Source organism: Halomonas sp. MCCC 1A13316 (genome assembly GCF_014931605.1).
Classification (GTDB): Bacteria; Pseudomonadota; Gammaproteobacteria; order Pseudomonadales; family Halomonadaceae; genus Halomonas.
The window spans coordinates 1,737,915-1,759,313 of sequence record NZ_CP053382.1 but is presented as its reverse complement, the minus strand read 5'-3'; the positions used below and the strand labels follow the sequence as shown (position 1 = coordinate 1,759,313).

The following is a 21,399-nucleotide window of genomic DNA, read 5'->3' as shown; positions in this document are numbered from 1 at the left end:
TGCACACAAGCCAGGCATCGCTGCTGGGGCTCATCGTCGCGCCCAGGCCAGCAGTGGACGGGTGCGGGCATGCATGTCGAGGCGAGCCCCCAGGCGTACCAGGTTCCAGTAGTGCCCGTTCAGCGTGCGCGACAGCAGCAACACGTCCGCTGGCGGCTGCAGGCGGTCCATGGCGGCCCACACCTTGGGGGTAAGGTCGCGCAGGCGACGATGCACCCGTACATCGGAGAAGTCCTGCGGCCCAGGCTCGAACAGCGGCGCCACTGCCTCGGCGGATTCGCGATAGAGCGCCAACGGTGCTCCCTTCCCCTGGCGGCCGCCCAGTCGGCGCAGAGCGTCGTCCATGGCCATAGGGTCGGCCGCCAGGGTGGCATCGAGCAGTTGCATCGTTGCCTTCAGATGCGTTTCCGGCACCTCGACCACCGCACCCAGGTCGTAGATCACCAGCCGGCCCTCGGCATCGACGGCAAAGTTGCCGGCGTGCGGATCGGCATGCAGCTCACCATAGGTGAAGAGCTCCTCGGTGAGCCAGTCGGCCAGGGTCGTGGCGACACGCTGCCGCACGGCGGCGTCCTCCTCTTCCAGCTCGCGCAGCGGCGTGCCTGCCACATAGCGCATGGCCAGTACACGGGGGCCGGAGAGCTCGGGTAATGGCTCGGGAAACAGCAGGCCTTCCATATGAGCATAGCGTTGCCGATAGCGCGCCAATGCGAGGGCCTCGGCGTGATAATCGAGTTCGCTGCGCAGGCTGGCGGCGAGTTCCTCGAACAACGCGTCCAGGCGCGCCCGGGATACCTTGAGCCAACGGCCGAGGCGCATGATGCGCCGAAGCTGGGCCAGGTCGCTCTCCAGCACTTCGGCCAGGCCCGGGTACTGCACCTTGAGCACCAGCGTCTCGCCATCCTGGGTCACCGCACGATGCACCTGCCCCATGGAGGCACTGGCGAAGGGCCTGGGTTCGATCTCGCGAAAGTGGACGTCCAGCTCGCCGTACTGCTCGACCAGGGTGCGGCGTATGCTTTCCCATGGCATGGGCTCGGCCTGACGCTGCAGGCGCGCCAGCTCGTCGGCAAGATCCGGCGGCAGCAAGTCGTCCCATTGGGCCATGATCTGGGCCAACTTCATGGCCGGCCCCTTCAGCTCGGAAAGCCCTTCGAAAAGCGCCTCACCCAGCGCGCGCCAGTCGGCCTCGCCACCGAGCCGGCTGCGCAGCAGGGTGCCGCCGGTACGCGCCCCGAGACCCAACAGCCGTCGCGTCCTTCCCCGCTCCCGCATGGTAGCGCTCTCCCCTCTGTCGTTTTTCCGTCTCGGCATTGTACAGCTCGTCGCGCTTTCGGACCCTGGCCATGTTCATCGATTACTGTAAGAATATCCATAAATGAACCGACTGCAGCGGAAAGGTGACATGCGCCTGATCATCGCCGAAAAACCCAGCCTGGCCCGCGCCATCGCCGAGGCCCTGCCGGGCGGGGCACGCCGTGAAGACGGTGCCCTTCACGCCGGTGAAACCGTGGTGACCTGGTGCCTGGGCCATCTGCTGGAGCAGGCACCTCCCGACGCTTACGACCCCGCGTTCAAGCAGTGGCGGCTGGATCACTTGCCGATCCTGCCGACACGCTGGCAACTCAGCCCGCGGCCCAAGGCCAAAGGGCAACTCGCCGTTATTCGCAAGCTGCTCAAGCAAGCCGGGGAAGTGGTGCATGCCGGCGACCCCGATCGCGAAGGGCAACTGCTGGTGCAGGAAGTCATCGAGTACCTGGGCTGGAAGGGGCCCGTGGCGCGTCTGCTGGTCAGCGACCTCAACCGGCCCGCGATACAGCGGGCCCTGGCGCGGCTGGAGGACAACGCCCACTACCTGCCGCTCTACCGTGCCGCCGAGTCGCGCTCGCGTGCCGACTGGCTGTACGGCATCAACCTGACCCGCGCCTGGACCCTGACCGGTCGCCAGGCCGGGCATGACGGCGTTCTCTCGGTGGGCCGGGTGCAGACCCCGGTACTCGGGCTGGTAGTGCGCCGCGACGCAGAGATCCGCGACTTCCGACCCTACCCCTTTTACGTGCTGTGGGCCGATCTGGCGGTTACCGGCGGGCAGCTGCGCGCCTGGTGGCAACCGGTCGAGCACCACCGCCTCGACGACCAGGGCCGTCTGCTCGAACGTGCTCCGGCCGAAGCGCTGGCAGCGCAACTGCCCGGCGCCGAGGGTAAGCTGACCTCGCTCGAGTCCCGCCAGAAGCGTCAATCCGCCCCGCTGCCCTATTCGCTTTCGGCATTACAGGTAGACGCTGCGCGGCGCTTCGGGCTTTCGGCCCAGGCCGTACTGGACATATGCCAACGCCTCTATGAACGCCACAAGCTGATCACCTACCCGCGTTCGGATTGTCGCTACCTGCCCGAGGAGCATCTGGCCCAGGCGCGCGCCACCCTGGCAAGCGCCTGCAGCCAGGACGAGACCCTACGCGGTTGGCTCGCCGGGGCAGATTTCGCCCTGCGCTCCAAGGCCTGGGACGACAAGAAGGTGGGCGCTCACCATGCGCTCGCCCCCACCGGCAAGCCGGCCGAACTCGAGCGCCTGGAGCGTGCCGAAGCCGACGTTTTCCGTCTGATAGCACGCAACGTGCTGGCCCAATTCTATTCCCCATTGATCGTGCGTGAAGTGAAGGCGGAATTCACCCTTCTAGGCGAGCGTTTTCGCGCCAGCGGCCAGGAGGTGCTCCAGCCGGGCTGGAAGCCGCTGTTCACCACCCGAGACGAGGCTCCGCCGCTGCCTCCTCTCACTGAGGGTGAAGGCTGCCGCGTGATGGCCTGTGAGGTCGAGGATCGTGAGACACGCCCTCCGGAACCCTTCAACGACGCCAGCTTGATCAAAGCGATGATGAATATCGCCCGCTACGTCGACGACCCCGAAGTCAGGCGCACCCTGCGTGAGCATGATGGCCTGGGTACCGAGGCGACCCGCGCCGGCATCATCGAGACGCTGATCGAGCGCGGCTTCCTGGTGCGTCAGAAGAAGACGCTGCGTGCGACTCGGCTGGGCACAGGCCTCATCGCCTCGTTGCCCGAGGCCGCGTCCCGCCCGGAGCGTACGGCCCTCTGGGAACAGAGGCTGACGGCCATCGCCGAGCGTGACGACGATCCAGCCCCCTTCCTTGCCTCGCTAATCGAAGACTTGCATGGCCTGCTGGGCAGCGCCGACGCGAATCACCTGCGCCAGGCCATGGCCACAGCCCAGGGCGAGGCCGCCGCAGCCGCATCGAGACGACACGGGGCGAGTGGCAAGAGCCGACGCGGCCGCAGCGCTACGGGGCGGACCCGACGCAAACCGCGCTCGAAGGCATGATCCAGCGAGCTGGCATCAGGCCACCCGGCATCGGTATGCTGACTCTGTCCGATGACCAAGGCAGACCATGAACGACTTTCCCCACCTGATCGTCGGCCCCGGCGCCCTGGGCCGGCTGCTGGCCATGTACCTGGCTGATGTCGTGCCGGTGACGCTGGCCGGCCGCCGCACGTTGCCTGCCGGGCAGACCCTGACCACACCGGAAGGCACGTGCCGCTCACGCCAGCTTGCCGCGCTCGAAGTCGACCGGCTGCCGCCCGAGACGCCCGCCTTCCTGCACCTGACCACCAAGGCCTATGCCACCGAAGCCGCCTACGCCGCTGCCATGGCCCGGCTGCCCGGCACGCCGACGCTGGTGCTGTGGCAGAACGGCTACCAGGTACAGCCCGAGCTCGACCGCCGCCATCCGGGTCCGGTGCTGTGCGCCTCGACCACTGAAGGCGCCTGGGTCCATGGCGATGAAGGGGTGACCCATGCCGGTCGCGGCATCACGTATATCGGCGACCTCGCCCATCGCCATGCGCCGCTCTGCCGCGAGCTGGCCGCACTATTCGGCCAGGCGGGGCTGGCCGCCAAAGCAGTCGACGACATCGGGACCCGTCTGTGGCACAAGCTGGCGGTGAACGCTGCCATCAATCCGCTGGTGGCCCGCTTTCGCATCCGCAATGGCCAACTGCGCGACCGCCCGTTCCGCCCCATGGTGGAACGTATCATCGACGAAGTCGCCAAGATCATGACCGCCGAAGGCGTCGTAACCCCTGCATTGGGCTGGCATGCCCTGGTATGGCAGGTAATCGCTGCAACCGCCAACAACCGCGCCTCCATGCTGCAGGACGTAATGGCCGGGAGACCCACCGAACGCGAGGCCATTCTTCAGCCCCTGCTGTCCGCCGCCCTACGGCATGGGATCGCCACCCCCAACCTGAGTGAACTCGACGATTTCCTGGCGCGAGATGCACATTCCCAGCGTTGAGGAGCAGCCTGGCGGTCACGCTAACCGGCTGCTAAGCTCTTGTAGTTGGCTTCGTACGCCCGAGCTAGGCGCATATTTCGCTTTAACTCGATTCCAATAGGCGAAGCTGAACTGCATCGCACAGGGAATGGGTCAGGGAAAATGAGAGCGTGTTTCAGAGGTGCCATCAGCATGGCTGCCGGCCTGATGCTGCTGCCACACGTGGCCATGGCAGAGACGAGTGCGTCTCCCGGCGCGAACATGCCCCTGCACAACGAGCCTGCCGCCTATACCGAGGCCTCACGCGCCCTGTTGGCTTCCTTGACTTTCTCTACCTTGAGCAGGCCCTCCTACGCCAGCAGGACAAGTGACTTGATGTACCTCGATAATGGCGTCGTGCTGGAAGGCGGTGACCTCGAGACGATCGACGGTTATACCTCCGGCTTCCGCTTGACGGCGGGCTTCTCGCCGGTGAACTTACCCCAGCTCGACCTCGGTGCCGAATTCACCTATCGCGAGAGCGATGAGGTTCCGACCCGTTATTCCGATCAGGCGCTGCTGGTCAATACCACCACGCTGGGCGGAAGCCTGGTGGCCGGGGTGCGCATGGGTCAACTCGGTTTCTATGCCAAGTCGGGCTTCGCCGAATGGGAGGGCGACCCGGTCTCTCCAAGTGAGCCGCAATACATGGCGACGACCGGCACCGCCCGCATTCAGGGTTTAGGTGCACGGCTACAGCATAACCGACTGGTGAGCCGGCTGGAGTTCGAGGAAATCAATGCCCCCAGCATGGCCCACCTGAACCTGATCACGGCTTCGCTCCACTTCGCATTTTGACGTGAGCGAGCGAGACTTTGCTCTCGGCGAAGCGTCTCGTTCAAGCATGTTCTATATTCAAGCAGCGCTGCATGACATCATGCGGCCTTCACATGAACTCATGATCCTGGAGTCACCACGATGAGTCTTAGAATCGGCGATATCGCGCCCGATTTCACTGCGCAAACTACCCAAGGCACCGTGAACTTTCATGAATGGATCGGTGACGGCTGGTGCATTCTCTTCTCGCATCCTAAGGATTTCACTCCGGTGTGCACCACCGAGCTGGGCTACATGGCAAAGCTCAAGCCGGAGTTCGACAAGCGCAACACAAAGATCATCGGCCTTTCGGTGGACCCGGTGGACAATCACGCCGCCTGGTCCAAGGACATCGAGGAAACCCAGGGCACGGCGCCCAACTATCCGATGATCGGCGACGACAACCTCGAGGTCGCCAAGCTCTACGACATGCTGCCAGCCGAGGAGACCGGCAGCGCCGAGGGCCGCACCCCGACTGAAAACGCCACGGTACGCTCGGTGTTCATCATCGGCCCGGACAAGAAGGTCAAGGCAATGCTGGTCTACCCCATGACCTCAGGCCGTGATTTCAACGAGGTCTTGCGTTTGCTCGACTCGATCCAGCTCAATGCCAAGCACACCGTTGCCACGCCGGTGAACTGGCGCCCGGGCGAAGACGTAATTATCCCCCCGGCGGTCAGCGACGAGGAGGCGAAGAAAAAATACCCGGAGGGCTTCACTACGCTCAAGCCCTACCTGCGCACGGTCAAACAGCCTCAGTAAGGCTCGCCTGCGTTGCCGCCAGACATGAATCGCCCCGGCCAAGGCCGGGGCGATTCTCTTGAGGCCACCTTCCCAGTTTGGCGAACGCGGTACATTCTTAGCCCGTGTTGCGCAGGCCTGCGGCGATCCCCGCCATCGTCACCATCAAGGCGCGCGAAAGCTCCCCGCTAATGGCCCCGTCGGCGTCGCGATTACGCTGCAGCAGTTCGGCCTGCAACCCGTGCAGCGGGTCGATGTATGGGTTGCGCACCTCGATGGCCTGGCGGATCAACGGCGTCTGCTCCAGCAACTGCGGCTGGTCGAGAATCTCCAGCAAGACCGACTGCAGCTTGGTGAAGCGCTGGCGCAGCTGGGTGCCAAGCTCCTTGAGGGCGGGCTCGTCGACCAGGCGCTGCTCATAGTAAGAGGCGATGCCAACGTCACCCTTGGCCAACAGCATCTCGAGCATGTCCAGGTAGGTGCCGAAGAAGGGCCAGCGGTCGCGCATCTCGCGCAGCACCTCGAGGCCGCCCTCTTCTTCCATGCGCGTGGAAAATGCTTCTCCGCTGCCAAGCCAGGCCGGCAGCATCAGGCGGATCTGGGTCCAGGCGAAGATCCACGGAATCGCGCGCAGCGTCTCGACGCCACCATCCTGGCGTCGCTTGGTCGGGCGCGAACCTAGCGGCAGATGCCCCAACACACCCTCGGGCGTCACGGCACGGAAGTAAGGTACGAAATCGGCATTCTCGCGCACCACTCCGACATAGGCGCCGTGAGCAATGCCGGCCAGGCGATCCATCTCCTCGCGCCAGCGGGGTTCTGGCGCCGGCGGCGGCAGCAGACTCGCCTCCAGCACCGCGCAGGCGTAAATTTCCATCGAACGCAGGGCAATGTCGGGCTGACCGAACTTGAAGCGTATCATTTCGCCCTGCTCAGTCACGCGCAGGCTGCCGTTCACCGAACCTGGCGGCTGTGACAGAATGGCCGCATAGGCCGGGCCGCCGCCGCGGCCCACCGCTCCACCGCGGCCATGGAACAGGGTCAGGTCCACAGCGTGACTGCGGCACACCTCCACCAGGCGCTCCTGGGCACGATACTGGGCCCAGGCTGCCGCCAACTGGCCGGCATCCTTGGCCGAATCGGAGTAGCCGATCATCACTTCCTGGCGCTCGTCGACCAGCGCTCGGTAACCCGGTAATGCCAGCAACCGGTCGATCACGTCGCCGGCGCGATTGAGATCGTCGAGGGTCTCGAACAGCGGGGCGATGGGTAGCGAGACGACACCTCCCACTTCTTTCATCAGCAGCGCGACCGTGAGTACGTCGGAGGGCTGAGCGGCCATGGAGATGATGTAGGTCCCAAGCGCCTCGGACTGTTCGCTGGCGATGACCATGAAGGTGTCGAGCACCTCGCGGGTCTCGGCCGAACATTCCCAACGCCGCGGAATCAGTGGCCGGCGAGACTCGAGTTCGGCGAGCAGAAAGGCCTGCCGCTGCTCCTCGCTCCAGTCGCGGTAGTGGCCAAGCCCTAGCGCATCGGTGAGCTCCTCCATGACCATGGCATGGCGGCTCGCCTCCTGGCGGATGTCGAGCTTGGTCAGGGTCACGCCGAATACCGCGACCCGGCGCAGGGTATCGAGCAACGCACCGTTGGCGATGGTGTCGAGGCCGACGTCGCACAGCGAACGGTAGCAGGTCAGCAGCGGTGCGTAGAGCTGGTCGCTGCTCTCGATGATCGGGCCACCTTCATAGGTACGCCCGTCCAGTTGGGCCTTGGCCCAGTCGCGTGTCGCCTCGACCCGCTGCAGCAGGCGCTTGAGAAGCTCGCGGTAGGGCTCGGCAACGTTGCCGACTTCGGCCCGCAGGGCACTGTTGCACTTCCACATCGAGAGCTCGGCCTTGAGCTGCTCCAGGTCGCGCAAATAGAGATCGGCCGCCATCCAGCGCCCCAGCAGCAGGACTTCTCGGGTCACCCGCGAGGTGACGTTGGGGTTGCCATCCCGGTCGCCCCCCATCCACGAGGCGAACACGAGCGGCGCGGCGTCCAGCGGCAAGCGTTCACCGGCGGACTCCAGCAGCAGGCTGTCGAGGTCACGATGGAAGGCCGGCACCGCTTGCCACAGTGAGTTCTCGATCACCGCGAAGCCCCACTTCGCTTCGTCCACCGGCGTGGGGCGCTCGTGGCGAATCTCGTCGGTATGCCAGGCCTGGCTGATCAGTTCCTCTAAGCGCCCACGGGCACGGCTGGCCCGCTCGGGATAGTCCAGCGAAGATTCGATGACGGTGAGGCACTCGTCGATGGCATCGTACTTTTGAATCAGAGTACGCCGGATGACCTCGGTGGGGTGAGCGGTCAGCACCAGCTCGACGCGCATGCTGGCCAGACTCTCGACCAGCTTGCGCGGTGCATGACCGGCATTGCGAGCACGCTGCAGCAGCTCGGAGAGTACCGGCTGCGAGCCGGGCTTGTAGTCCTCGACGCGGCGAAAGCGTGCCCGATAGTGCTGCTCGGCAATGTTGGCGAGGTTGAGGAATTGGTTGAAAGCACGGGTCACCGGTAGCAGGTCGCGATCGGGCAGCTTGCGCAAGTACTCGATCAGCTCGCGGCTGCTCTGTCCGTCCCCCTGCCGGCCGCTCTTGGCCAGCCCACGGATGGTCTCGATGCGATCGACGAAGCCTTGGCCCAGATCATCGGCGATGGTGCGGCCCAGGCTGTCGCCGAGGATACGTACGTTGTCGCGTAGGGATTCGTGCAGATCGCCGCTCATGGCCGATCTCCTCCTGAAGACGATTCGGAATGTTCAACTGACGTTTCGGAAACCGGACTCTCGAGCCGCTTGGCCTCTTGCCAATGCCGCTCCATGGTGGCCAGATCGACGTCGCGGGTGGTCATGCCGCCTTCGGCCAGGGCCGCCTCGACATGGCGGAAGCGCCGCTCGAACTTGGCATTGGTGTCGCGCAGGCATCGTTCGGGATCGGCCTTGAGGGTGCGCGCCAGGTTGGTCACGGCGAACAGCAGGTCACCCACTTCTTCGGCGGCATGCATGCGATCACCCTCGGCCAGGGCCTGCTCGACCTCGTCGAGCTCCTCGCGAATCTTGGCGATCACACCCGTGGCGTCGGGCCAGTCGAAGCCCACCCGGGCGGCTCGCTTGGAGAGCTTGGCGGCACGCGACAGCGCCGGCAGAGTGCGAGGGACGTCGTCGAGCACCGAAGCGCCCAGCGGCTCTTCGCTGCGCCCGGCGCGTTCTTCGGCCTTGAGCGACTCCCAGCGACTGTGGACCTGAAGAGTCTCGACCTGCTCGGCACTGACGCCGGGCGGGCGGCGCGACGCCAGGGTACCATCGGGAAACACATGCGGATGGCGACGCACCATCTTGTCGGTCAGCGTGTGCACCACGTCATAAAAGTCGAAACGCTCTTCCTCGCGGGCGAACTGGCTGTAGTAGATCACCTGGAACAGCAGGTCGCCGAGCTCTCCGGGCAGTTCGTCCCAGGCACGCCGTTCGATGACATCGGCCACCTCGTAGGCCTCTTCCAGGGTATGCGGTACGATGCTGTTCCAGCTCTGCTCGATATCCCATGGGCAGCCCTGCTCAGGATCGCGCAGCACGGCCATCAGCGTCAGCAGGTCATCGATGCCGTGTCGGGTCTCGCTCATGTACTGCTCCCCTTATGCTTCATCCCCTTGGCACCGGTACGCAGGCGCTGTACCTCGATCACGTTGGACAGCTGCTGGATGCGTGAAAAGAGCCTGCCCAGCGTCTCCAGACCATCGACCTCTACGGTGATGCGCATCCGGGCGATGCCGTCACTGGTATCGGTCAGTGTATTCACCGACAGGACGTTGACCTTCTCATTGCTCAGGATACCCGTCACGTCGCGCAGCAGGCCGGAGCGATCCCAGGCCTGGATTTCGACCTCCACCGGATACTGGGTGCGGGCACGCTGGCCCCACTCCACCTCGATCACCCGCTGCGGCTCATCGATACGCAGCTGCAGAATATTGGGACAATCCTGGCGATGCACGGTGACGCCACGCCCCTGAGTGATGAAACCGACGATCGGCTCGCCAGGCACCGGATGGCAACAGTTGGCCATGCTGGTCTTGAGATTGCCCACGCCCAGCACGGTAATATCGCTGGTAGTGCCCCGGCCCTGGTCGCGCCGCGGCTTGGCCAGCAGGCGATCGAGCTGCTCCTGGTCGTCGGTCTCGCCGAACAGCTGCTGAGCCTGGTGCAGCACCTGGCCAATACGCAGATCGCCCGCCCCCAGCGCGGCGTACATGTCTTCGGGGCCCTGGTAGTTGACCTTGTGCGCCAGTGTATCGAGGTCCATGTCCTCCACGTCCAGGCGCTTCATCTCGCGGTCGAACAGCGCCTTGCCCTCTTCCACGTTCTGCTCGCGAGCTTGGTGCTTGAACCACGACTGAATCTTGGCGCGCGCCCGCGAGGTGCGCACGTAGCCAAGGCTGGGGTTGAGCCAGTCGCGGCTGGGCCCACCCTTGCTTGCGGTGAGAATCTCGACCTGCTGGCCCGTCCTGAGCTTGTAAGTGAGCGGCACGATGCGACCGTCGACCTTGGCCCCGCGGCAGCGATGGCCGACTTCGGTATGCACGCGGTAGGCGAAATCGATCGGCGTGGCGATGCGCGGCAGATCGATGACGTGGCCGTCCGGCGTGAACACGTAGATGCGGTCCGGGGCCACGTCACTCGAGAGCCCTTCGCGCAGGTCGCTGAAATCACCTACCTCGTCCTGCCATTCGAGCACTTGGCGCAACCAGGCGATCTTCTCCTCGTAACTGGAACTCTTGCCGCCGGTATCGTGCCCCTTGTAGCGCCAATGGGCGCAGACGCCGAGTTCGGCCTCGTCATGCATGGCGAAGGTGCGGATCTGGATCTCGAGGACCTTGTTTTCCGGCCCCAGCACGGCAGTGTGCAACGACTGGTAACCGTTCTTCTTGGGGTTGGCGATGTAGTCGTCAAACTCGTTGGGCACGTGGTGCCAGCGCGAATGAACCAGCCCCAGCACGGTGTAGCAGTCGGTCACCTCCGGCACCAGGATACGCACCGCGCGCACGTCGTTGACCTGGGAGAAGTCGATGCGCTTGCGCTTCATTTTGCGCCAGATCGAATAGATGTGCTTGGCGCGCCCGTTGACCTCGTACTGGGTGATGCCCTGTGTCTCGAGCATGCCCTTGAGCACGTCCACCACATCGTGGATGTAACGGTCGCGGTCCAGGCGCTTCTCGGCCAATTGGCGCGCGATCGTCTTGTAGTCGTCCTCGTGCAGGTAGCGGAAAGAGAGATCCTCGAGCTCCCACTTGACCTGGCCGATGCCCAGACGGTGAGCCAGCGGCGCATAGATGTCGAACACCTCGCGGGCGACCTGCAAGCGCTTCTCTCGGGGGGCGTCCTTGACCTGACGCAGTGCGCAGGTGCGCTCGGCGATCTTGATCAGCGCCACGCGCACGTCGTCGATCATGGTCACCAGCATCTTGCGCAGGTTGTCCTGCTGGTCGTGCTGGACCAGCCCCTGGCTAGGAACCTGGGCGTTGCTGATGGCCGCCATCTGCAGCACACCCTCGATCAGGTGCGCCACTTCTCTGCCGAAGCGCCGTGCCACGGCATCGACCGATATCAACCCTTCGCGCACGGCGCGATAGAGCACCGCTGCTTCGAGGGCCGGCTGGTCAAGCTTGAGCTGGGCGAGGATATCCGCCATCTCCAGACCCATGCGGTAAGTCGTGTCCCGAGGCAGCCAGGCCTTGTGAGGGCGGTCGGCTTCCTGCGCGAGGCGCCTGGCCTGTTCACAGGCCTCGTTCATTTCACCGGGATCGCGCAGCTTGACGTCTTCCTGAAGGCGCTCCAGCCAGTGACCGATGTCGACGTCACCATTGTCTGTCAGTGGCTGATCGTCGCGAACTTTCACCATCTCTCTAGGCTCCTTGCGATGACGGCTGCGTTGCACCGTGTTCGAGCAACAGCAGGGACTCCAGATGCGAGGTGTGCACGAACATGTCGGCCACCGCCACCCGTGTGATGCGATAACCACCATGCACGAGTCGTGCCGCATCGCGCGCCAGCGTGGCAGGGTCACAGGCAATGTAGACCAGCCGCGACACGGGGCGTTCGATCAGCGCACGACATACCGCATCGGCACCGTCACGGGGCGGGTCCAGCACTACCGCCTCGGGCGAAAGACGCGCCAGGAGTCCCGTCACGGCCGCTTGGTCGTTGAGGTCGAGCTGAAGGGCCTCGATATCGAGTTCATTGCTGCTCGCATTCTGCTGGAGACGAATCACCATGGCAGGGTTGCCTTCCGCCGCCGTGACCTTGGCTCCATCAGCCGCTAGCGGCAGGCCGAAGTTGCCGATGCCGGCGAACAGGTCCAGCACGCGGTGACTGGCAATCGGCGCTAGCCATTGCCGCACCGTGGCCACCAGCTCACGATTGACCTGCTCGTTGACCTGCACGAAATCGCCGGGAGCAAAGTCGAGGTGCAACTCTTGCTTGCCCCCCGGCAACCGATAACCAAGCGTGGGGGCCTCGCCCAACCACTCCTGGGCCGGCTGCTCGCGTCCCAGCAGGTGTGCCACGGCTACGCCATGGCTTTCGCCGAACGCGCACCAGCGCTGTCGGTCGGCGCGATTGGCGCGCAGCTGACGAACCACCAATACGCGAGTGGACTCGGTGGCGATCAGCTCCAGGTGCCCCACCAGACGCGGGGCCTCGAGCTCGGCCAATAGTTCCCGCAGCGGTCCGATCAGCACCGAGAGCTTGTCTTGCAGCACCTCGCAACTCTGTATATCGACCAGGCGGCTGGCGTGGCGCGCACGGAAGCCAAGATGCACGCCACCCTCGGCATCCACCTTGACCCCCAGCCGGGCGCGACGCCGGTAGCCGAGTGGATCCCCGACCAGCAGTTCGGGAGGCTCGGCGAGCTCGATGCCCTCCCGTGCCAACAAGTCGGCAAGTACAGCGCGCTTGTGCTCACGCTGAGCCTCGACGGCGAGGTGCTGCAGGTCGCAGCCGCCACACTGGCCATAATGAGCGCAGGGCGGTTCGGCCCGCTCCGCCGATGACTCGAGCAGTTCGCGGACATGCGCCTCGTCGTAGCGCTTGCGCGTGCGATGAACGGCCGCCTCGACGCGCTCGCCCGGCAGCGCCCCTTCGACGAACAGGGTCTTGCCACTGGCGGCATGTGCTACGCCACGTCCATCGTGGGCCAGCCGCTCGATGAGCGTAGCCGCATCCGCGGCCGGTGTCGCTGCAGGAGGGGCTTCGCCCGAACGCCGCTGCAGTCCCGAGACGCCGGAGCGCTGGCGCACCGGACGTCGCTTGCCAAGCATTGCCACCTCATGCCTCCGGGGCGAACAGCCCGGTAGAGAGATAGCGATCACCGCGATCGCAGACGATGAAAACGATCACTGCGTCTTCGACCTGTTCGGCGATGCGCAGCGCACCGGCCAGGGCGCCCCCGGACGAGACTCCGGCGAGAATGCCTTCTTCACGCGCCATGCGACGCATGTGTTCCTCGGCTTCGTACTGACCGATGTCGAGCACATGATCGACACGTGTGGCATCGAAAATGCTCGGCAAGTACTCCTTCGGCCAGCGCCGAATACCGGCAATGCTGGCACCGTCTTCCGGTTGCAAGCCGACGATCTGGACCTGGGGATTGCGCTCCTTGAGATAGCGTGAAACCCCCATGATCGTTCCAGTGGTTCCCATGGAACTGACGAAATGCGTGATCGTGCCCTCGGTCTGCTCCCACAGCTCGGGGCCAGTACCACGATAGTGCGCCAAGGGATTGTCGGGATTGGCGAATTGGTTGAGCGGCTTGCCCTCGCCGCGGGCGATCATCGCCTCGGCCAGGTCGCGCGCCTCTTCCATACCGCCCTCCTTGCTGACCGTGATCAGCTTGGCACCATAGGCTGCCATGGCCTGCTTGCGCTCGCTGGAGGCGCTCTCGGGCATGGTCAGGATCAGGCGGTACCCCTTGATCGTCGCGGCCATGGCCAGCGCGATTCCGGTGTTGCCCGACGTCGCTTCGATCAGGGTGTCGCCGGGCACAATGTCGCCTCTGGCTTCGGCCTGCTCGAGCATCGAAAGTGCGGGCCGATCCTTTACCGACCCGGCAGGATTGTTGCCTTCCAGCTTGGCCAGCAGGGTGTTGTTGCGACCCGCCGTAATGCGCTTCAGCCGAATCAACGGCGTATGGCCGACGATATCCTCGATGGTGGGAAACTGCATGTAAGCATCCTTAGGCTAACGTCTTTTCGGTAGTATATCCGTGCCGTCACCCACTGGACAGGCATGCCCCAACAATGTGGCATACTGGGAACAGAGGCCGTGACCAAGGAATACCGATGTCGCTCGGAAATCGCATGACACTGTGGATATTGTGTCTCCCCCTATTGGTGCTGCTGCTCGTGGCGGTTTTCGTGCTGCACCTGGATACCGAATGGCGCAAGTCTGCCCTACTTGACCGCGTCGTCACTGCTGCCGAACAGCAAGCACCGGAAATGGCCCAGGCCGTCATCGAGGCCGAGCAGTCACGTCTGGACAGCATGGCCAGACGCCTGCTCGATATCGACGAGGCACGTGGCGTGGGGATCTATTCCGACAGCGGCATGATCCAGCTGGAGCTGGGCCGTAACCGCGCCCAGGTCGCGACGTCGCCACCGCTCGAAAAGCATCTCGACACCAGCAGCGACCTTTGGCGTCTGATGGTGCCGCTCACCCCTACCGAACTGGAAGGCAGCGTGACCAGCCGGGCTTGGCTGGAGCTCGATATCGACAGCCGCCCACTCACCCTCGATTACTACCGGCGTCTTGCCACTACGGGTCTTGGCCTGCTGATTCTCGGCCTGCTGCTGTTCGTGATCGCTTCGGCCCTCGGTCGTCGCGTGGATACCAGCCTGGACGATGCCGCCGAGGCACTGCGGCGGCTGCGTAGCGGCGATTTCGAAGCACGCCTGCCCGAAGCGGGCGCCCCCGAGCTTCGGCGCCTGGCCCGGCACGTGAATGCGCTGGGTGAAGAACTCAATCAATCTCACGAGAACATGCAGCGCCAGATCGAGCAGACCACCACCGATCTGGAAGAGTCGATGGAAACCATCGAGATCAAGAACATCGAACTCGACCTGGCCCACCGCAGAGCGCTGGAGGCCAACCGAATCAAGTCCGAATTCCTGGCCAGCATGAGTCATGAAATTCGCACTCCGCTCAACGGCATCGTCGGCTTCTGCCGCCTGCTGGGGCGTTCGCGCCTCGAGCCACGCCAGCGCGAGTGGCTCGACCAGGTGCAAATCGCCTGCGACAACCTGCTGGCACTGGTCAATGATGTACTCGACTTTTCGCGCATGGAGGCGGGCCGCCTCGAGCTGGATCGTGCCGAGCTGGAGATGGTTTCACTGGTCGACGAAGCGTTGAGCCAACAGGCACCGCTGGCTCACCAGAAGGGGCTGCATCTACTGGGCCTGGTCTACGACGACGTGCCGTCACTGCTGCGTGGAGATCCGCTGCGCATTCGCCAGGTCTTGACCAACCTGATTCACAACGCGCTCAAATTCACCGAGCAGGGTGAAGTCATCGTCCGGGTGATGCTCGAGGAGCAGAACTCACAGGGGCGCGCGTTGTTGCGCGTCAGCATCAGCGACACCGGGATCGGCCTCACGCCGCAGGAACAGCACAGCCTGTTCCAGGCCTTTCGTCAGGCCGCCGCCAGTCACTCTCGCCATTACGGCGGTTCCGGATTGGGCCTTGCCATCAGCCGGCAGCTGGTCGAACAGATGGGTGGCCAGATCACGGTGGAGAGCGAACCATCACGGGGCTCGACCTTCTCCTTCACTCTGCCGCTGGATGTTATCGACAATAGTGAGACCGTTCACGAAGCCATTTTCGATAATGAACGCGTCGCCCTCTACGAGCCTCACGACCCGACACGCCATGCGCTCAATCACTCGCTGTCGCTCTGGGGAGGCCAGGTCGAGGAGCTCCGCCAACCTGATCTGATACCTCCTTATCCTTCGCTACTGGTTGCGGCTCTGCCCGCCGACCTGAACGAAGCCCTGCTGGAGGAGTGGCGATCAAGACTTCAGGCAAGCCCCTGTCCCGTGCTGCTATTGGTCAATGCGGCACCGCTGGAAATGCCGGACCTGCACCTGCCCAACGGCTGCGAGATCCTGTCCAAGCCGGTAGCGCGCCAGGCACTGGCGGATGCCCTGCGTCGCTGTAAAGCGGCGCAACCCCGTCATCAGGTCGTGGAAAAACGCCAGGCTCGCGTGCTGGTCGTCGATGACAACGCCATCAATCGCCGGCTGCTGCGGGAGCTGTTGCAACGACCCGGCCTGGAACTGATCGAAGCCGACAGTGGCGAAGAGGCTCTGGCGATGGCCGAAGGACGCTCGTTCCAACTGGTCCTGATGGACATTCGTATGCCGGGGATGGATGGTGTCGAGACGACTCAGGCTCTACGCCGCCTGGGAGGGCACTGGTCGAGCTGCCCGGTCATTGCGGTGACAGCGCATGCTCACGATAGTGAGCGCGAGCGGCTGCAGGCTTCAGGCATGCAGGAAATACTGGTCAAGCCGGTGGACTCCAACCGCCTGGAGGCCGTCCTGCATCGCCACCTCGGCCCGGTGTCGTCCTCTCCCGCAGCGGCCTTGCCCACGCCGCGTGATACTGACGTTGCAAGCGACCTGGCAGTAGTCGACATGGAGCTGGGCACCCGCCTGGCCAACGGCAACGAAAACCTGGCCCGTGAACTGCTGGACGAACTCGTCGCTTCCCTGCCGAAAACCGTGAGCGAACTGCAGGCTGCTCACGCCACCGGGGACCCGGAAACGCTACTGGATGTCGTACACGCGCTCAATGGGGCCTGCCGTTACTGCGGCGCACCCGCACTCGCCCTGGTAGCAGAAACGTTGGAAACCCGGCTGCGCTCGCGCGGGATGACCGACGTCGATACGCTGATCGAAGACCTGCTCCAAGCCATCCAGCGGCTACGCGAGTGGCACGTCGGGCCTCAGGACAAGCCTTCCAGCACCACCATCGCCAGCGCCAGCTCGGCCTCGTCGCTCAAGGACAGGTGAATGGATCTGACACCCGCCGCAGCAGCCAGTTCATGCGCCCGTCCCGAAAGCATCAAGGACGGGCGGCCCAAGGCATCGTTGGCCACCTGAATCTCCGCCCAGCGCATGCCATGGCGCAACCCGGTACCCAGCGCCTTGACGAAAGCCTCCTTGGCAGCAAACCGCTTGGCGAGAAAGGCTGCCTTGTTGACGCGCAGCGCCCAGTGCTCACGCTCAAGCTCACCGAGCACACGCACCGAGAAGCGCTCCCCATGGCGCGCCATGGCGGCCTCGAAGCGTGCCACCCGAGCGATGTCGGTGCCGACGCCGATGATCATTCGTGCTCGTGATGATCGTGATCGTGGTCGTGCTCCTCCAGCGAGGCGATGAAACCCGCCTCCTGGCCGGCTATCAGCAGCCGCTTCATCTCGGCCACTGCCTCCTTGAGCCCGACGAACAGCGCTCGCGCCATGATGGCATGGCCAATATTGAGTTCATGCAGGCCCGGGATCGCCGCGATCGCCTCGACGTTGTGATAATGCAGGCCATGCCCGGCATTGACCGTGAGCCCCAGCTCAAGCGCCATCTCCGTTGCCGCCGTCAGCCGCGCATGTTCCTCACGGGCCGCCTGCCCCGTGCACTCGGCATAGGCTCCGGTATGCAGCTCGATCACCGGCGCCCCGGCGCGCTTGGCCGCCTCGATCTGGCTAGGTTCGGGGTCGATGAACAGCGACACTTCGCAGCCTACAGCCGCCAGGCGACGACAGGCAGCAGCGATCGTATCGAAACCGCCAACTACGTCCAGGCCCCCTTCGGTGGTCAGTTCCTCGCGCTTCTCCGGTACCAGACATATATGCGCCGGTCGGATCTCCTCGGCCAGCACCTGCATCTCCTCGGTGACCGCCATCTCCAGATTCATGCGCGTATTGAGCACCTCGGCGAGGATGCGCACGTCACGCTCCTGAATATGCCGGCGGTCCTCGCGCAGGTGCACGGTAATGCCGTCGGCGCCGGCTTCCTCGGCCAGCGCCGCCGCCTGGACCGGATCGGGGTAGCGCGTGCCACGTGCCTGACGCAACGTGGCAATGTGGTCGATATTGACACCAAGCAGAATGCGCGGGGGATACATGAGGAACTCCAGCTTCGGGTCGGGATGATGCAATCAGTTTGAGGGGGAACGGCGTCGCTCGGCAAGCTGGCGCATCAGTTCGCGCGAACGCAGCGGGCGCGTGCCGAGCAAGGGGGCAAGCGCCGCCCGCGCAATCGCTTTGGCCGGGCCGGCCAGGCCGGGTGCTGCCCAATCGCCGCCGGCCAGCAGACGCAAGGTACGCCCGTCAAGGCCGCGCTCCCCTGGCACGAAGGCACGCGAGGCGGTATCGAAGCGATAGCGACACGCGGGATCGAGCTCGCCGCCCTCCGGCGTGGTATAGCGCGGCGCGGCATCCAGCGCATCAAGCAGAGCGAACTCCAGGCGCCGCAGCGCCACGGCACGACCATCGGGACGCGGCAGCGCCTCGAGCAGGGCCGTGTAGTAGGCGAACACTTCCGCCGCTGGCAGTTCCACCGGCAGCGTTCGCGTCAGCAATTCATTGGCATAGAGCCCGCACAACAACCCCTCGCCCGCCAGCAGCGCCGCCGAACCGCGGCTCTCCATCAGGCGCAGCCGCTTGAGCTCGCCTTCCCCCACCCAAGTCACGTGCAGCGGTGAGAAGGGTTGTAGCCGCCCACGCGAGCGCGAGCCAGGGCGCTGCACGCCCTGAGCCACCGCACGCACGCGGCCATGCTCGAGAGTCAGCAGCTCGACCAGCGCGCTGGTTTCACGGTAGGGGCGCTTGTGGAGAAGAAAGGCCGGTTGCGGCTGCATTAGCGGGAGCCTGGAATACATTCAAACCTAGCCGAGCGAAGGCCAGGCAAGGCAAGAAACGTCGAGATAGCGGAGTTTACATGTAAGTAAATGAGCATACCGAGACGGTTTTTAACGCAGCATGGGCGAGCGCAGGCAGGTTTGTATCATTCCAGGTCGTAGCCCAGGCTCTTCAATGCTCTCTCGTCGTCCGACCAGCCGCGTTTCACCTTGACCCACAGGTTGAGCATCACCTTGGCATCCAGGGCACGCTCCATGTCGAGCCGTGCTTCGCGGCCGATGTTCTTGATCCGCTCGCCCTTGTCGCCGATGAGGATTTTTTTCTGCCCGTCACGTTCCACCAGGATCAAGGCGCTGATATGTATTACCCTGCCTTCGTCGCGGAACTCCTCGATCTCCACCGTCACCTGATAAGGCAGCTCATCGCCGAGCTGACGCATGATCTTCTCGCGCACCAGCTCGGCGGCAAGAAAGCGCTGGCTGCGGTCGGTGATCTGGTCGTCGGGGAAATGATGAATCCCCTCGGGCAGGTGCTTGGCCACCTCCGTCTCCAGCTCTGGCACATTGGTGCCGTGCTTGGCGGAGATGGGGATGATGGCGGCGAATTCACGCCGCGCTCCGACCTCGGCAAGCCATGGCAACAGCGTGCTCTTGTCCTCGAGCCGATCGACCTTGTTCACCGCCAGGATGACGGGTGCCTCGACGTGCTCGAGCCGAGTCAGCACCACTTGATCCTCTTCGGTCCAGCGAGTGCGGTCGATGATGAAGACCACGCAGTCAACGTCGCGCAGGGCTTGGGTCGCCGCCTGGTTCATGAAGCGATTGATCGCCTTGTTGCGATCGCGGCCCAGAATATGGATGCCCGGCGTGTCGACGTAGATGAACTGCGCCTCGCCTTCGGTCTTGATGCCCATGACCTGATGCCGGGTGGTCTGGGGCCGGCGCGAGGTAATCGAGACCTTCTGGCCGAGAATTCGGTTCATCAGGGTCGACTTGCCGACGTTGGGACGACCGACGATGGCGACGAAGCCACAGGTCTCGCTCATGATTTCTGCCCTTTACGGTTCTCGAGCTGGAGCAGCGCAAGCTCGGCAGCCTGTTGCTCGGCGTGGCGACGGCTGGAGCCGGTGCCCAGCGTATGCGATTCAAGTAGCTCGATGTGACACTCCACGGTGAAAGTCTGGTCGTGAGCCTCGCCCTCCACCGTGACTACCTCATAGCGCGGTAGCGGCGACTGGCGCGACTGCAGGAACTCCTGCAGCCGTGTCTTGGGGTCCTTCTGCGTGTCCTGGAGGTCGATCGCCTCCAGGCGTTCGGCGTACCAGGCAAGTACGCGCGTCCGGGCCACGTCCATGCCGGCATCGAGATAGATCGCCCCGAGCACGGCCTCGACCGCATCTGCCAGGATCGAGTCGCGCCGGTGTCCACCGCTTTTCATCTCGCCGGAACCCAGACGCAGACACTCACCGAAGGACATCTCACGCGCCAGCTCGGCCAGGGTCTGTCCACGCACCAGGCGCGCGCGCAGTCGTGAAAGCTGCCCTTCACGAGCCTGCGGGAAACGCTCATACAGGGCCTCGGCGATAACGAAATTGACGATGGAGTCACCGAGAAACTCCAGCCGTTCATTGTTCTGGCCCCCGAAGCTGCGGTGGGTCATGGCCAGTTCCAGCAGCGAGTCATCGCGGAAACTGTGGCCGATGCGGCGGCTGAAGGCGCTAAGGGATTTGCTCACGAAGTTCCTGTTAATTCTGGTCCATCAATGGATGCTGCGAACCTGAGTGAAGCTGGGGAGGCCGCCATTCCAGTGCATCCACACGGCGAATGCCTTGCCGACGACGTTCTCTTCGGGCACGAAGCCCCAGTAGCGGCTGTCGTTGGAGTGGTCGCGGTTGTCACCCATGGTGAAATAGTGTCCGTCGGGCACGACGATCTCGCGTACCCGAGGGCCCGGGTCACGTGGGTTATTGTAGATATGATGGCTCATCTCGCCCAGTTGCTCTTCCAGCAGCCACTCGCCTGGCGCGGTGGCAGGCGCTTCGTCCAGCAGCTGCTTGGGCACGAGCTCACCGTTGATGTAGAGCTGCTTGTCCTCGTAGCGCACGGTGTCTCCCGGCAGCCCCACCACCCGCTTGATAAAGTTCACCGAGGGTTCGTTGGGAAAGCGGAACACCATGACATCGCCACGCTCGGGCTCGCCGAACTCGACGATCTGGGTGTGGGTCACCGGCAGACGCAGGCCATAGGCGTACTTGTTGACCAGAATGAAGTCGCCTATCTCCAGGGTCGGGCGCATGGAGCCGGAAGGTATCTGGAACGGCTCTACCAAGAAGCTGCGCAGCAGCAACACCACCAGCAGCACGGGGAAGAAGGAGCGAGCATAGTCTACCGGCCAAGGCTCCTTCACCGCCCGTTCGCGAGCGGTCTCGTCGAGCCCTTCCGTGGTCCCAGCCTCCACGACGGCCAGCTTGCGACGTCGAACGGAACGCCACCAGACGATATCGAGCAGCCAGATCAGCCCAGTGATGGCGACGGCCACCACCAACAGAAGAGAAAAATCCATAGTATCGCCGG

17 protein-coding genes are annotated in these 21,399 nt (G+C 64.2%); 5 read left to right on the top strand and 12 right to left on the bottom strand.

The annotated features are described in order from the left end of the window. Positions 1 to 30: 30 nt before the first annotated feature. Positions 31 to 1,275, bottom strand: coding sequence for an ABC1 kinase family protein (locus HNO52_RS08145; protein WP_197569146.1), 1,245 nt, complete (start codon positions 1,273 to 1,275; stop codon positions 31 to 33). A 130-nt stretch (positions 1,276 to 1,405) separates the two neighbouring features. On the opposite strand from HNO52_RS08145, the gene HNO52_RS08140 reads away from it, so the two are divergent. The 4 genes from HNO52_RS08140 (at position 1,406) to HNO52_RS08125 (ending at position 5,906) form a co-directional block, all read left to right on the top strand. Next, the gene (locus tag HNO52_RS08140) at positions 1,406 to 3,337 is read left to right on the top strand and encodes a DNA topoisomerase III (protein WP_197569145.1); all 1,932 of its coding nucleotides are present in this window, start codon (positions 1,406 to 1,408) and stop codon (positions 3,335 to 3,337) included. Between the two features lie 67 nt (positions 3,338 to 3,404). Continuing rightward, positions 3,405 to 4,310 carry a ketopantoate reductase family protein gene (locus tag HNO52_RS08135; RefSeq protein ID WP_197568646.1) on the top strand — a complete coding sequence of 302 codons (906 nt, stop codon included), beginning with the start codon at positions 3,405 to 3,407 and terminating at the stop codon, positions 4,308 to 4,310. A 171-nt stretch (positions 4,311 to 4,481) separates the two neighbouring features. Further along, positions 4,482 to 5,126, top strand: a complete 645-nt coding sequence (locus tag HNO52_RS08130; RefSeq protein ID WP_232090647.1) for a hypothetical protein — start codon at positions 4,482 to 4,484, stop codon at positions 5,124 to 5,126. A gap of 120 nt (positions 5,127 to 5,246) precedes the next feature. Continuing rightward, on the top strand, positions 5,247 to 5,906 hold the full coding sequence (locus tag HNO52_RS08125) for a peroxiredoxin (protein WP_197568644.1): 660 nt from the start codon (positions 5,247 to 5,249) through the stop codon (positions 5,904 to 5,906). Between the two features lie 97 nt (positions 5,907 to 6,003). Here HNO52_RS08125 and ppc read toward each other — a convergent pair whose 3' ends face one another. From ppc to cysM, 5 genes are read right to left on the bottom strand one after another with little or no spacing between them, the layout of a single operon-like run. After that, a complete protein-coding gene (ppc, locus tag HNO52_RS08120) occupies positions 6,004 to 8,652 on the bottom strand; it encodes a phosphoenolpyruvate carboxylase (protein WP_197568643.1) in 2,649 nt (882 codons plus the stop codon). Continuing rightward, positions 8,649 to 9,545 (bottom strand): nucleoside triphosphate pyrophosphohydrolase, encoded by an 897-nt coding sequence (mazG, locus tag HNO52_RS08115; protein ID WP_197568642.1) that lies wholly within the window; start codon positions 9,543 to 9,545, stop codon positions 8,649 to 8,651. The genes ppc and mazG overlap by 4 nt, the downstream gene beginning before the upstream one ends. Beyond that, entirely contained in the window at positions 9,542 to 11,818 is a 2,277-nt protein-coding gene (gene relA, locus HNO52_RS08110; RefSeq protein WP_197568641.1) for a GTP diphosphokinase, read from the bottom strand. The genes mazG and relA overlap by 4 nt, the downstream gene beginning before the upstream one ends. A 4-nt stretch (positions 11,819 to 11,822) precedes the next feature. Beyond that, positions 11,823 to 13,241 (bottom strand): TRAM domain-containing protein, encoded by a 1,419-nt coding sequence (locus HNO52_RS08105; RefSeq protein ID WP_197568640.1) that lies wholly within the window; start codon positions 13,239 to 13,241, stop codon positions 11,823 to 11,825. A gap of 1 nt (position 13,242) precedes the next feature. Beyond that, positions 13,243 to 14,139 (bottom strand): cysteine synthase CysM, encoded by an 897-nt coding sequence (gene cysM / locus HNO52_RS08100; RefSeq protein WP_197568639.1) that lies wholly within the window; start codon positions 14,137 to 14,139, stop codon positions 13,243 to 13,245. 134 nt (positions 14,140 to 14,273) lie between these two features. Here cysM and HNO52_RS08095 point away from each other — a divergent pair, with 134 nt between their 5' ends. Further along, positions 14,274 to 16,982, top strand: a complete 2,709-nt coding sequence (locus HNO52_RS08095; RefSeq protein ID WP_232090645.1) for an ATP-binding protein — start codon at positions 14,274 to 14,276, stop codon at positions 16,980 to 16,982. Here the strand turns inward: HNO52_RS08095 and acpS are convergent. The 6 genes from acpS to lepB all read right to left on the bottom strand — a co-directional run bounded on the left by acpS (position 16,916) and on the right by lepB (position 21,388). Continuing rightward, positions 16,916 to 17,299 (bottom strand): holo-ACP synthase, encoded by a 384-nt coding sequence (acpS, locus tag HNO52_RS08090; protein ID WP_197568637.1) that lies wholly within the window; start codon positions 17,297 to 17,299, stop codon positions 16,916 to 16,918. The genes HNO52_RS08095 and acpS overlap by 67 nt on opposite strands. After that, positions 17,296 to 18,090, bottom strand: a complete 795-nt coding sequence (pdxJ, locus tag HNO52_RS08085) for a pyridoxine 5'-phosphate synthase (protein WP_197568636.1) — start codon at positions 18,088 to 18,090, stop codon at positions 17,296 to 17,298. The genes acpS and pdxJ overlap by 4 nt, the downstream gene beginning before the upstream one ends. A 33-nt stretch (positions 18,091 to 18,123) precedes the next feature. Next, entirely contained in the window at positions 18,124 to 18,825 is a 702-nt protein-coding gene (recO, locus tag HNO52_RS08080; protein ID WP_197568635.1) for a DNA repair protein RecO, read from the bottom strand. Between the two features lie 146 nt (positions 18,826 to 18,971). Next, entirely contained in the window at positions 18,972 to 19,871 is a 900-nt protein-coding gene (era, locus tag HNO52_RS08075; RefSeq protein WP_197568634.1) for a GTPase Era, read from the bottom strand. Next, complete coding sequence (gene rnc / locus HNO52_RS08070) at positions 19,868 to 20,560, bottom strand: ribonuclease III (RefSeq protein WP_197568633.1); 693 nt, start codon at positions 20,558 to 20,560, stop codon at positions 19,868 to 19,870. The genes era and rnc overlap by 4 nt, the downstream gene beginning before the upstream one ends. A 24-nt stretch (positions 20,561 to 20,584) precedes the next feature. After that, positions 20,585 to 21,388, bottom strand: coding sequence for a signal peptidase I (lepB, locus tag HNO52_RS08065; RefSeq protein WP_197568632.1), 804 nt, complete (start codon positions 21,386 to 21,388; stop codon positions 20,585 to 20,587). Between the last annotated feature and the right edge of the window lie 11 nt (positions 21,389 to 21,399).